The 12,776-nt window shown below is 68.2% G+C and carries 11 protein-coding genes; 6 read left to right on the top strand and 5 right to left on the bottom strand.

Annotated elements, in window-relative coordinates:
* Window positions 1-51: 51 nt before the first annotated feature.
* The gene (gene thiL / locus GM656_RS03965) at window positions 52-918 is read left to right on the top strand and encodes a thiamine-phosphate kinase (RefSeq protein WP_162412345.1); all 867 of its coding nucleotides are present in this window, start codon (window positions 52-54) and stop codon (window positions 916-918) included.
* A 21-nt stretch (window positions 919-939) separates the two neighbouring features.
* Here the strand turns inward: thiL and GM656_RS03970 are convergent, their stop codons facing one another.
* Complete coding sequence (locus GM656_RS03970) at window positions 940-2,157, bottom strand: site-2 protease family protein (protein WP_162412346.1); 1,218 nt, start codon at window positions 2,155-2,157, stop codon at window positions 940-942.
* 97 nt (window positions 2,158-2,254) lie between these two features.
* The gene (locus GM656_RS03975; RefSeq protein WP_162412347.1) at window positions 2,255-2,503 is read right to left on the bottom strand and encodes a DUF7123 family protein; all 249 of its coding nucleotides are present in this window, start codon (window positions 2,501-2,503) and stop codon (window positions 2,255-2,257) included.
* Window positions 2,504-2,857: 354 nt separating this feature from the next.
* Between GM656_RS03975 and pyrH the strand changes: the two genes are divergently transcribed.
* Both pyrH and lysS read left to right on the top strand, forming a co-directional pair.
* Window positions 2,858-3,544 (top strand): UMP kinase, encoded by a 687-nt coding sequence (gene pyrH, locus GM656_RS03980; protein ID WP_162412348.1) that lies wholly within the window; start codon window positions 2,858-2,860, stop codon window positions 3,542-3,544.
* Entirely contained in the window at window positions 3,545-5,182 is a 1,638-nt protein-coding gene (gene lysS / locus GM656_RS03985) for a lysine--tRNA ligase (RefSeq protein ID WP_162412349.1), read from the top strand. It abuts the gene before it with no gap.
* A 60-nt stretch (window positions 5,183-5,242) separates the two neighbouring features.
* Here lysS and GM656_RS19000 read toward each other — a convergent pair whose 3' ends face one another.
* Both GM656_RS19000 and GM656_RS03990 read right to left on the bottom strand, forming a co-directional pair.
* Window positions 5,243-5,419 (bottom strand): hypothetical protein, encoded by a 177-nt coding sequence (locus tag GM656_RS19000; protein WP_174242928.1) that lies wholly within the window; start codon window positions 5,417-5,419, stop codon window positions 5,243-5,245.
* A 147-nt stretch (window positions 5,420-5,566) separates the two neighbouring features.
* Complete coding sequence (locus GM656_RS03990; protein WP_162412350.1) at window positions 5,567-6,448, bottom strand: universal stress protein; 882 nt, start codon at window positions 6,446-6,448, stop codon at window positions 5,567-5,569.
* Between the two features lie 94 nt (window positions 6,449-6,542).
* Here GM656_RS03990 and GM656_RS03995 point away from each other — a divergent pair, with 94 nt between their 5' ends.
* Together GM656_RS03995 and argS are read left to right on the top strand one after the other, a co-directional pair.
* Window positions 6,543-8,309 (top strand): site-2 protease family protein, encoded by a 1,767-nt coding sequence (locus tag GM656_RS03995; RefSeq protein ID WP_162412351.1) that lies wholly within the window; start codon window positions 6,543-6,545, stop codon window positions 8,307-8,309.
* A gap of 44 nt (window positions 8,310-8,353) precedes the next feature.
* Window positions 8,354-10,093: an arginine--tRNA ligase gene (argS, locus tag GM656_RS04000; RefSeq protein WP_162412352.1), complete on the top strand. Its 1,740-nt coding sequence runs from the start codon at window positions 8,354-8,356 to the stop codon at window positions 10,091-10,093.
* A 12-nt stretch (window positions 10,094-10,105) separates the two neighbouring features.
* Here argS and GM656_RS04005 read toward each other — a convergent pair whose 3' ends face one another.
* A complete protein-coding gene (locus tag GM656_RS04005; protein WP_162412353.1) occupies window positions 10,106-10,918 on the bottom strand; it encodes a MinD/ParA family ATP-binding protein in 813 nt (270 codons plus the stop codon).
* Between the two features lie 398 nt (window positions 10,919-11,316).
* Here GM656_RS04005 and prf1 point away from each other — a divergent pair, with 398 nt between their 5' ends.
* Window positions 11,317-12,573, top strand: a complete 1,257-nt coding sequence (gene prf1, locus GM656_RS04010) for a peptide chain release factor aRF-1 (RefSeq protein ID WP_162412354.1) — start codon at window positions 11,317-11,319, stop codon at window positions 12,571-12,573.
* Window positions 12,574-12,776 lie beyond the last annotated feature (203 nt).

The following is a 12,776-nucleotide window of genomic DNA, read 5'->3' on the forward strand; positions in this document are numbered from 1 at the left end:
CCTCCGGCCGAGATCCCGAGCGTTTTGGTCCGCGGCGTCCGAGGGTCGGACATGGACGAGCGGACCGCCCTCGCCGAACTCGCCGACCGCCTCCCGGACGCAGGCGACGACTGCGCCGTGGTCGACGGGCAGGTCGTCACCACCGACATGCTCCACGAGCGGACGGACTTCCCGGACGGGACCAGCCGCTACACCGCCGGCTGGCGGGCCGTCGGGGCCTCGCTGTCGGACGTGGCCGCGATGGGGGCCGACGCGACCGCCGCGGTGGCCGCTTACGGCGCGCCGTCGTTTGACCCGGACGAGCTGGGAGCGTTCGTCGACGGCGCGCGCGACGTGTGCGAGTCGGTGGGCGGCGAATACGTCGGCGGTGACCTCGACAACCACGACGAGTTCACCGTCGCGACGACGGCGCTCGGAACGGCGAGCGATCCGATTCTCCGCTCCGGCGCGAGCCCCGGCGAGGCGGTCTGCGTGACGGGCACACTGGGTCGGTCGGCGCTCGCGCTGGCGCTGTTCGACCGCGGCGATACCGAGGGGGCGAACGCCCTCTTTCGGTTCCAGCCGCGCGTGAGGGCAGGGGTCGCTCTGCGCTCCCACGCGAGCGCGATGATGGATTCGAGCGACGGATTGGCCCGCTCGCTCCACCAGCTCGCCGAGGCCAGCGACTGCGGCTTCGCCGTCGAGGAGCCGTTACCCATCGACGAGCGGGTGGGAGCAGTCGCCGAGAGCGACGAGGAGCGTCTGGAACTCGGCGCGTTCTTCGGCGAGGACTTCGAACTCGTCTGTACGATGCCCGAGGCGGCCGTTTCGGCGGCGCGCGAGGCGACGCCCTGCCCGCTCCACCGTATCGGAACCGTCACCGAGCGCGGCGTGACGCTCGACGGCGAGGCGCTTCCGGACCGCGGGTACTCGCACTGAGAGAGACGGGCCGCAGGCAGCTCAGATCGGCGTGATCTCGAACGGGATCGGCGTGAAGCAGGCGATCCCGAGCGCGAACGTCGTGATACCGAGGAGCGTCCGCGACCGTCCCAGCGACCGGTCGACGGTCGGGTGTGCAGGACCGGCGTAGGCCAGCCCCGTCGCGAACAGCCCCCAGAACACCCACAGTGTCCAGACGCCGAGGCCGATTGCCGCCTGCTCCTGCGTGAAGTAGAGGTAGCCAGCGAGCGCGAACAGCGCGCCCGGGACCGCAGCGGCGATGGTCTCCTGGCGCTGGCCGACGATGGCCCGGACGACGTGGCCGCCGTCGAGTTGCCCCACAGGGAGGAGGTTCAGGAAGGTGAAGAACATCCCCGCCCAGCCGGCGAAGACGATAGGGTGGATCGACTCGCGCGGGCCGAGTTCCGTACCGATTCCGAGCGCGTGGACCAGCGCTTCGAGCGCCTGAAACAGCAGGGGATAGTTGAACGTGATGACCGCGCCGGTGTCGCTGTTTGCGACTCGCTCGGGGACCGTGATGGGATCGAGCGAGAGTCCGATCACGGTCACGACGGCGGTGGCGACGAGGCCGGCGAGCGGCCCGGCGACGCCGATGTCGAACAGCGCCTCGCGATCGGGGATGCGCCCGCGGATGTTGATGACCGCACCCATCGTCCCCAGCAGCGAGGGGAACGGGATGAAGTAGGGCAGGGTCACGTCGACGCCGTGGTACCGCGCCGCGGCGTAGTGCCCGAGTTCGTGGATGCCGAGGACGCCGAGCATGGCGACCGTGAACGGCCACGCCTCGAAGATGCGAAGCGGCTCCTGCCCGACCGGGATGTAGTACCAGGTGCTCGCCCCCACGTACAGCGTGGAGGCGATCGTGGCGAGCAACAGGACGACGTTGAGCCACGGGACCCCGCCACCGGTCGCCTCGGTCGGTTCGGCCACCAGCGCGTACTGTCGTGACGGAGGCGACCGGCCCGGAACGGCGATCGGCCCGGATTCGGGTGCGTGGGCATCGGTACCGCCGTTCGTCGCTGATGCGGAGAGTCCTTCGAGCCGAACGTCGTAGCCCCGCTGGCGAAAGACCGGGCGGAGCTGTTCCACGACGGCGTCCGGCGGCACGAGCGGATCGCCGACGTACCGCACCGTCCCGCCGGTCTGCCGGACGGACGAGACGCGGAACACGCCGGACAACTGTTCGGGCGACGGCGGGTCACCGGCGGGGCCACTCATCGACTCTCGCTACACGTCGCGGCCACTAATACTCCGCGAACGGCGGCACCGCTCGCGGGGAGCGAAGCGGAAAACTGACAGCGGGGGGACCAATCCGTTATGCCGGTTCGACGCGCCAGGTGGTCGCGCTCGTGTACGACCACTTCTCGACCTCGATCTCCGAGGCGCTGTCCTTGAGCTTGACCATCAGGGCGCCGATCTCCTTGGGGGAGAGTCCGACTTCGTCTGCGATGAACTTGCTCTTGAAATACATCTCGCCGTCTGCGGCCTTCTCCGCGAGGAAGGACTTCAGACGCTCTTCTTTGGAGGGCTCTTCCTCGCCGGAGGGCGTTACGGTAGCGCTCATCTGTGTCACCTCACTCACTCGTAACCCCGCTGGGAGTATATAAAGAAGGGAACCTTCAGGTCGATTCGGCCACTTTCAGGCCAAATCGGAGTAAAACGCACGTTTTACAAACGTTCCAGAGTTCTTTAGACGTTTTATCGGCTGATTTCAGGCGGTCTCTCTGACTACGGCCCAACCCATTTTTTCGGGTCTGTAAAAGCAGAATATCACTTACGCTCGGCCGAGTAAACGGTATAAATCGCCGGTAGCGGCCCCGTCACCGTCAGACGCTCGTCAGCCAGCGCCGGCCCAGGCACAGACGCCAGCGAGAGGTCTTGACAACCCTTAAGAGTGCATCGCGGTTACGCCGGGCTAATGAAAGTCGTCGTCTCAGTCGGCGGAAGCGTACTGGCCCCGGACCTCGATTCGGACCGGGTAGCTGCCTACGCGGACGCCATTCACTCGCTCGACGCACAGGGACACACGCTCGGAACGGTCGTCGGCGGCGGTCCGACCGCCCGCGACTACATCGAGAGCGCCCGCGAGCTGGGTGCCAACGAGATCGAACTCGACCAGCTCGGTATCGCCGTGACCCGGCTGAACGGCCGGCTCCTCATCGCCGCGCTCGACGACCGGGCCGCGCCGACGCCGGCCGAGAGCTACGACGAGGGCCGCGAGGCGATCCGGCGCGGTGACATCCCCGTCCTGGGCGGCATCGTCGCCGCGCAGACGACCGACGCCGTGGCCGCGGCCTTCGCCGAGTACGTCGGCGCTGACCTGCTCGTCTACGCCACGTCCGTCCCGGGCGTCTACGACGCGGACCCCAACGACGAGGAGGAGGCGACCCGGTTCGACGAACTGGGAGCGAGCGAGCTCGTCGACGTGATCGCCGACATCGAGATGGACGCCGGCAGCAGCGCGCCGGTCGACCTCCTCGCGGCGAAGATCATCCAGCGGTCGGGCATTCGAACGGTCGTGCTCGACGGGACGGACCCCGAGCGCGTCGTCAGGGCGGTCGAGGACGACGACTTCGACGGGACCGAGATCCTCCCGGAGGCGTAGATGGCCGAAGACCCCTACGAGGTCGGGCGCGGCGGCACGCGCGCGTTCTGGGCGGACTCGGTCGCCGACGCCGTCGAGGCGCGCGATCCCGATGACCCCATCGTCATCAAGGGCGGCGTCTCGCCCTCGGGCGTGCCTCACATCGGCCACTTCAACGAGATCATGCGCGGGTACTACGTCGCCGAGGCCCTGCGCGACCGCGGCCACGAGGTCCGGCAGGTGTTCACCGCCGACGACAAGGACCGCCTGCGGAAGGTCCCCCGCCAGCTGGCCGACCTCGACTGGAACGTCGTCGGCCTCGGCGAGGTCGACGCCGGCGCGCTCGGCCGGAATCTCGGGAAGCCCTACACGGACATCCCGGACCCGTTCGGCTGCTGTGACTCTTACGGCGCGCACTTCACGACGCTCCTGCAGCAGAGCGCCGACCTGGTCGGCGTCGACGTGGAGTTCGTCTCCAACACCGAACTGTACGCCGACGGGGAGTTCGAGGCAGTCACGCGCCGCGTCCTCGAACGCGCGGACCGTGCCCGCGAGGTGCTCGCCGAGTACCAGAACAAGGTCGACGACGACTACGTCCCGTTCCTGCCCCAGTGCGCCGAGTGCGGGAAGCTCACCGAGGGCGTCACCGCGGTCGACCTCGACGCCGGCGAGGTCAGCTACGTCTGCGAGGACGTGGAGGCCGGCGACCAGACCATCGAGGGCTGTGGCCACGAGGGGACGGCGACGCTCCGCGACGGGAAGCTCCCGTGGCGCTTCGAGTGGCCCGGGCAGTGGGAGCTGCTCGGCGTCGACTTCGAGCCGTTCGGGAAGGACCACGCCGAGGGCTCCTGGCCATCCGGCGAGGACATCGCCGAGAACGTCCTCGACATTCAGCCGCCCGTCCCGATGGTGTACGAGTGGTTCACGCTCGACGGCGAACCGCTCTCCTCGTCCTCGGGCAACGTCGTCACCGTCGACGAGGTGCTCGACATCCTCGAGCCGGAGGTGTTCCGGTACTTCTTCGTGAAGGACCCGCGCAAGCAGCGGGACTTCTCCGTCGAGCACGTCGACCAGCTCGTCGACGAGTTCGACCGGTTCGAGCGGCGGTACTTCGATGAGGTCGAGACCGACGCGGACGAGCGCGAACTCGCCGAGCGGGCGTACCCGATGGTCGTGGACGACCCTCGAGAGGAACGCGTTCGCATCCCCTACACGTTCGCCGCGGTGCTGGGGATGACCGACGACCCCGACCTGCGCGAGGAGATCGCCCGCAAGGAGGGCCACATCCCCGACGACGCGCCGGAGTGGGCCGTCGAGGCGGCGCTCGCCCGCGTCGAGCGCGCTCGCGAGTGGGCGCGGCGCACGGACAACGAGTTCAACTACGAACTGAAGCGCGCGGAGCTGCCCGAAGCGGAATTCGACGACGCGACGGCGGCGGCGCTCGACGAACTGGCCAACTTCGTCGCGGAGGGCCACGACGGCGAGGCGATCCAGGGCGAGATCTACGAGACGGCGAAGCGAAACGACATCGACATCGGCGAGTTCTTCTCCGCGGGCTACCGGCTGCTGTTCGACGACACCGAGGGGCCGCAACTCGGCCCGTTCATCGCCAAGCTCGACCAGCAGTTCGTCGTCGACCGGCTCCGGCGAGAGCGGTAGTCCTGCAAAATCAGCCGGTAAGAACGGCTTACTCGACCGTTCATCCCCGCGTTCGACTGCTCAGGCAGACGGCTCTCGCTCGGTGAGTCGCTCGAACATCGGTCCGAGGTGCTCGTCGTAACATTGCCGGCAGACGTACGCCTCGACGACGCCCGCCTCGCTCCGCGTGTGAACCATCGCGTGGACGGTCGCGTCGAACGGAACGGTCTCGCCGCAGATACCGCAGTCTTCTGTCATCGGCTGGCACCACTGTGAGTGATGATCTCAATACCCAAAGAACGGGTGGATGGTTTTCTCGGAGGTGACCGATTCAGGGAGCCACTACGGGCGAGAGCCGGCGTGGCAGCCGGCGGGGTCGCTCACCGCCTTCGGGGCTGCGATCCGTCACTCACGGCTGTTCACCACCAGCACCGGCACGTCGATGTTGCGGAGCAACCGGGAAGTGACGCTCCCCAGCAGCTGGCGTTTCAGGTTCGACCGCCCGTGGGACCCCATGACCACGAGGTCGACGTCGTTGGTGTAGACGTACTCGCGAATTCCGACGGCGACGCCGTCGAGCGACGCGGTTCGATTGACGGCGGTCTCCACCGACACGTCCGGAGCGCTGGCCGCGAGGTCCTCGGCGACGGCGTCGACGGCCTCTCGACCCTCCCGTTCGAGTCGCTCGACGAACTCGTCTTCCAGGCCGCCGGCGTTGAACGCCCCGCCCGCGGCCTGCAGGTCGACGACGCTGAGGACGTGGAGGGCCGCGCCGTACTGGGAGGCGACCGCACCCCCGTGGGGCGTCGCGACCTCGGCGTTCGCGCTCCCGTCGGTCGGGACGAGGACCCGCGAGTAGTCGCCGGTCGGTTCGGCGTCGGCGGGGACGACGAGCACGGGGACCGCGACGTGCTGGACGACGTGCTCGGTCACGCCCCCGAGGAGCCGTTTTCCCAGCCCCGTCGCTCCCTGCCGGCCGAGGACGAGCAGCGAGGCGTCCGTCTCGCGAACGTGCTTGCTGATCTCGGCCCCGGGTCTGCCGTCGAGGAGCGTCGTCGAGACGGACCGATCGCCGGCGAGGGCCGCGGTTTCGGCGAGGATCGACTCGCCGCGCTCCCTGAGCCGCTCGCGTTCCCCCGACGACTTGGTGAGACGCAGGGAGCGATGTTCGACGACGTGGACGACCTCGACCGACGCGCCGAAGCGGCGAGCCAGATCGAAGCCACGCTTCGCTGCCCGCTCGGCCTCCTCGCTCCCGTCGACGGCGATCACGATGTGTTCGTACATTGGCTGGCGGTTCGACGGCCAGCCCCTTCACCGTTTGCCGACGGCGGTGCCCCAAACCAAACCCTCTTGCTTGGGTGGACCGTCCTTCTGACAAATGGTGAGCACGCTGACGTGGGTCCTCGCTGGCCTGGTTGCGTACACCCTCCTCGCGATGGCGTTGCAGTCCCGCGGCGTCGTGCCCGAGTACGTCCGCTTCAGCGGCCCGATAACGACGATCCACACGCAGAAAGGCAAAGCCGTGCTGAACTGGCTCGCCCGACCGAAGCGGGCCTGGCGGGCGTGGGGCAACCTCGGCGTGGGCTTCGGCCTCGTCGTGATGGTCGGCTCCTTCCTGCTGGTCGCGCTCGGGGCCTACCAGGCGATCGTCGACCCCCAGCCCTCGGCACTGAACGAACCGCGGAACGCGCTCGCGATCCCCGGCGTCAACGACTTCCTCCCGCTGTCGGTCGCCCCCGAGATCGTCCTCGGCCTGCTGCTCGGCCTCGTCGTCCACGAAGGCGGCCACGGCCTGTTCTGCCGGGTCGAGGACATCGACATCGAGTCGATGGGGCTGGCGCTGCTCGCGATCGTTCCCGTCGGCGCGTTCGTCGAACCCGACGAGGACGAACTTCTGCGCGCCGACCGCGGCGCCCAGGTCCGGATGTACACGGCGGGCGTGACGAACAACTTCGCGCTGGCACTCGTCGCGTTACTCCTCCTGTTCGGACCGATCGCCGGCTCCATCGCCGTCGTCGACGGCGTCCCGGTCGGTGGCGCGCTCAGGGGCGCACCGGCGGACCAGGCCGGCATCGGCTCGGGCGACGTCATCACGGCCATCGACGGCCAGCCGGTCGCGAACGGACAGGAACTCGAACGGGCGCTGGCCGAGAGCGACGCGCAGACGGTCGAGGTGTCCAGGCGAAACGCCGCGCCGGTGACGGTCGAGCGGTCCGTGGTCGTCTCGGCCGCGCTTCAGAGCGCCCCGCTGGGGACCGGGGACACCGTCGTCTCGGTCAACGACTCCGCGGTCGCGACCGGGAGCGGCTTCGAGCGGGCCGCCCGGAACCACACCGTCGCGACGCTCCAGACGGAGTCCGGCGAGTCGGTCACGACTCCGCTCGGCGCGTACGTCCTGGTCGTCGAGGACAGCCCGCTCGACCAGGCCGGCGGCCCCGGCGGAGAGTCGATGATCATCACCGCCGTCGACGGCCAGCGAACCCATAGCGGAAGCGCGCTCGTCGACGCGCTCGACGGCCGCGAACCGGGCGACAGCGTGACTGTCGTCGGGTACGTCGACGGCCAGCGTGAGACGTTCGACGTGACGCTCGGCGAGAGCGACACCAGCGACGACGGCATCGTCGGCATCAGCATCCAGCGGGGCATCAGCGGGATGCAGGTCAGCGACTTCGGCATCGATGCCTACCCCGCCGCCGCGTTCCTCGAGTTCCTGGGCGGGTCGCCGGACGCCCCCACGTCCGTCTCCGATTTCTCGTTCGCCCAGCGGGTGTTCAGCACGCTCTTGCTCCCCTTCATCGGCGTCGCCGGCGGCTTCGGCTACAACTTCGCCGGTTTCACCGGTATCGCCGCGAACTTCTTCACCGTCGAGGGCCCGCTGGCCGCGCTCGGGACGACGCCGGTGTTCCTGCTGGCGAACGTCCTGTTCTGGACCGGCTGGATCAACCTCGTCATCGGCCAGTTCAACCTCATCCCGACCTTCCCGCTCGACGGCGGTCACATCCTCCGGGCCGCCACCGAATCGTTCGTCTCCCGGCTGCCCGTCTCGGACGCCCGTCGGCTGACGACGGCCGTCTCGGTCGCCGTCACGGTGTCGATGATCGCGGGCCTCCTGCTGATGGTGTTCGGGCCGCGGCTGCTCGCGTAAGGGGTTTCGTTACCCATTTACTCCCCGCCGCGAAAGCCGGGCGTATGTTCCTGCAGCTCCGCGCGGAGGTCGAGGACGCCCTCGCCGACGCGCTCACAGCACTCGACCTGCCGGCCGAGGACCTCGGTATCGAGGAGCCGCCCGAGGGCGTCGACGCCGTGCTCGCGTCGAGCGCCGCCTTCCGACTGGCCGGCGAGGTCGGCGCACCGCCGCCGAAGGTCGCCGCCGACATCGCCGACGCCGTCGACGCGGACGACCTCACCTACGTCAGCGCCGTGACGACGCAAGGCCCATACGTCAACTTCCTGCCGAGCGAGGCGTACTTCGCGGCGACCCTCGACGCGGTGGCCGACGACGGATTCGGCCGGCTCCCCGACCGCGAGACGAGCGTCGTCGTCGAGCACACCTCGGCGAACCCGACCGGCCCGGTCCACGTCGGCCGGGCGCGAAACCCTATCATCGGTGACGCCGTCGCTCGCGTGCTGGATTACGCCGGCTACGACGTCGACCGCCACTACTACGTCAACGACGCGGGCCGCCAGATCGCGGTGTTCACGTGGGCCTACGAGACCTTCGACGAGGAGGACCTGCCCGAGCCGGAGCGGGACTCCCCCGAGTACGAGATGGTCCGGTACTACCGCAAGGGCAACGCCGTCCTCGAAGACGGCGACCCGGAGGACGTGGAGGCGGCCGAGGCGGAAATCCAGGCCATCCTGCAGGGCCTCGAAGACGGCGACGAAGAGACCTACGAGCGGGTCGCCGAGGTCGTCGACACGGTGCTCGGCGGGATGCGGACGACGCTCGAACGCCTGCCCGCCGAGTTCGACGAGTTCGTCAAGGAGACGCGGTTCATGCGCAACGGCGCCACCGACGCCCTCGTCGATCGGCTCAAGGCCCTCGACTGCGCCGTCTACGAGGAGGACGCCTGGCAACTGGACCTGCCCGACTTCGAGAAGCACCTCGTCTTCCTGCGCTCCGACGACACCTCGCTGTACACGACCCGCGACCTGGCCCACCACGAGTGGAAGTTCGAGAACTACGACCGCGCCGTGACGGTGCTGGGCGAGGACCACAAGCTCCAGGCCGACCAGCTCGACGCCGCGCTCGGTCTGCTCGGCAACGACACCGACCAGCTCCGGCAGGTGTTTTACTCCTGGGTGAACCTCCCCGAGGGCGGGATGAGCACGCGCGAGGGGACCGGTATCGACCTCGACGACCTGCTCGACGAGGCCATCGACCGCGCCCGCGACGAGGTCGAGTCCCGCCTCGACGACCGCACCCGCGGCGACCTCGACGACGAGGACGTCGAGCGCATCGCGCGCCAGGTCGGCATCGGCGCGGTCCGCTACGACATCGTCTCGAAGCAGCCGACGAAGGGCATCACCTTCGAGTGGGACCGCGCCCTCGACTTCGAGGCCCAGTCCGCGCCGTACGTCCAGTACGTCCACGCACGCTGCTGTGGCATCCTCGATGACGTAGCGGACGAGGTCCCCGACGAACCGGACTTCGGTCCGCTCTCCGAGCCGGAGGAGCGCGACCTGCTCCGCGAACTCGCCCGATTCCCGGCCGTCATCGAGTCGGCCGCCGACGACCTGACGCCTCACACCGTCGCCACCTACACCCGCGACCTCGCCGAGACGTTCAACGCCTTCTACCGGGAGTGCCCGGTGCTCGACGCTGACGCCGAGACGCGCGCCGCGCGGCTTGCGCTCGTCGACGGGACGCGGACCGCGGTCGCGAACGCGCTCGACGCGCTGGGCGTCGAGGCGCCGACCTCGATGTGACGGGGAGAAGGGTCAGTTGAACAGGCCGAAGACGCCGCCGGAGTCGTCGTCCGAGTCCGAGTCGAGTTCCTCGTCGTCGAGGAACCACTCCTCGTCGACGATGGCGTCCACGTCGTCGTCGACGACGGCACCCTCGAAGAAGACTCCTTCGAGCATCTCGGCCAGTCGTCGGTACGCCTCGGCGGCCGTGCTCTCCGGTGCGTTGAGTACGAGCGGTTCGTCGGTCGTCGCCTGCGGGTCGTCCGGAACGACCGCGAGCAGCGGGAAGTCGAGTCGGTCGGCAATCTCCGCGACGTCGGTGTGACGGGTCGCGCGGTTGATGATCGCCCCGGTGACGGGGCCGTCGATCCGGTTGGCGAGTTCGGCGGTCTTGACCGTGTCGCCGACTGCAACGTCGTCCGGGGTCGTCACGAGGACGACGCCGTCGGCCAGCCCCAGCGGCACGGCCACCTCGTGGCTCAGGCCGGCCCCGGTGTCGATCAACACCACGTCGTAAGCGTTGCGGAGCGTCTTGATGACCTTCCGCAGCTTCGCCGGGTCCGCGTCCGCGAACGCTTCGAGGGACTGCTCGCCCGGGATGACGGTGAGGCCGCCCGGCGCGTCGGTGAGCGCCTCGCTGACCGCCGCGTTGCCGGCCAGGATCTCGTGGAGGCTCTTGTCCGGTTCCACCGAGAGCATCGATCCGAGGTTGGCCATGCCCAGGTCCGCGTCGACGACGACGACGTCGTGACCCATCTCCTGTAAGACGGCGCCGACGTTGACCGCGGTCGTCGTCTTCCCGACGCCGCCTTTTCCGCCTGCGATCGTACACACGTACCCCGCCATATTCTGATTGCTTGGGTACAACACAGGCAGTCATATAAAGCCGGCTGTCACGCGCCGACGCGCCGCAACGGGCGGCATTCGCGCTCAGTCGGCGGGACGGCCGTCCGCTGCTGGCGGTCCGCTTCGCTCACTGTTCGCTCTTTCCGAGGGCCCTCACTTCGTTCGGCCAACCGCGTGGCTCACGGCTTCGCCGTTCGCTCTTTCCGAGGGCCCTCACTTCGTTCGGCCCCTCGCTACCCCCGCGGCTCACGGTTCTCCACTCACCGCTCGCTCTATCCGAGGAGCCCTCCCTTCGGTCGCGCCCCTCGCGGTGCTCGACGCCCGAAATACCCCTCGTTACACTCGGGCTTTCGCTCCCTGTCAACAGGTTCTTACACCACCTCGGCTTATACGGAGTAATGAGCGAGCAGCAGGAACAGGAGCAGTCTGACAAACAGAAATACGAGTTCCGAAAGGTCATCGAGGAGCTCAAGGACTACCAGGGCTCGGGGACACAGCTCGTCTCTATCTACGTTCCCGAAGACAAGCAGATCAGCGACGTCGTCGCCCACGTCACCCAGGAGCACTCCGAAGCCTCGAACATCAAATCGAAGGACACCCGCACGGCGGTGCAGGACGCGCTCACCTCGATCAAGGACCGGCTCCGCTACTACGATAACACGCCGCCGGAGAACGGCCTCGTGCTGTTCTCGGGCGCGTTCGACACCGGCGGCGGCCGCACCGACATGGTGACGAAGGTGCTGGAGTCGCCGCCGGACCCCATCGAGTCCTTCCGCTATCACTGCGACTCGGAGTTCCTCACCGAGCCGCTGGAGCACATGCTGGCCGACAAGGGGCTGTTCGGCCTGGTCGTGCTCGACCGACGCGAGGCCAACGTCGGGTGGCTGAAGGGCAAGCGCGTCGAGCCGGTCAAGTCGGCGTCCTCGCTGGTCCCCGGCAAGCAGCGCAAAGGTGGCCAGTCAGCACAGCGGTTCGCCCGTCTGCGTCTTGAGGCCATCGACAACTTCTATCAGGAGGTCGCGGGGATGGCAAACGAGCTGTTCGTCCCCGAGCGCCACGAGATGGACGGCGTTCTCGTCGGCGGCCCCTCGCCGACGAAAGACGAATTCCTCGACGGTGACTACCTCCACCACGAACTGCAGGACATGGTGCTCGGCAAGTTCGACGTGGCCTACACCGACGAGTCGGGGCTGTACGACCTCGTCGACGCGGCCGACGACGTGCTGGCCGAACACGAGATGCTCCAGGACAAGGAGGTCATGGAGGAGTTCTTCAAGCAGCTTCACGACGGCGAGAAGGCCACCTACGGGTTCGACCAGACGCGCAAGAACCTCAACATGGGGGCCGTCGAAGAGTTGCTCATCTCCGAGGACCTCCGGAAGGACGTGGTCGCGTACACCTGCGAGAACGGCCACGACGAGTACGAACTGATCGACAGTAACACCGAGACCGAATCTCACGGATGCACGCGCTGTGCCGCGACGGTGGACGCCGACGACGGCGAGCGCGAGGACGCCATCGACCACCTGATGGAACTGGCCGACCAGCGCGGGACCGAGACGGTGTTCATCTCGACGGACTTCGAGAAGGGCGAACAGCTCCTGACGGCGTTCGGCGGCGTCGCCGGCCTGTTGCGGTACTCGACCGGCGTCTAACGCACGGCTTTTCTACAGACGCTCGTCCTGCAGGTTTCCGCAAGCGCAGTCCATCGGTACGCTTCCGCAGTACAGCAACGGTGTAATTGAGAGATAGCTGGACTGCCGAAGGGCCCAGCAACCACGAGACGGTCGACAACAATGTCGAATCCCCATCCGACGCGGGGACCCGACTCGCGGACCGGACGGCGACTGGCCTGTGG

The organism is Haloarcula salina (assembly GCF_010119195.1).
Taxonomy (GTDB): domain Archaea; phylum Halobacteriota; class Halobacteria; order Halobacteriales; family Haloarculaceae; genus Haloarcula; species Haloarcula salina.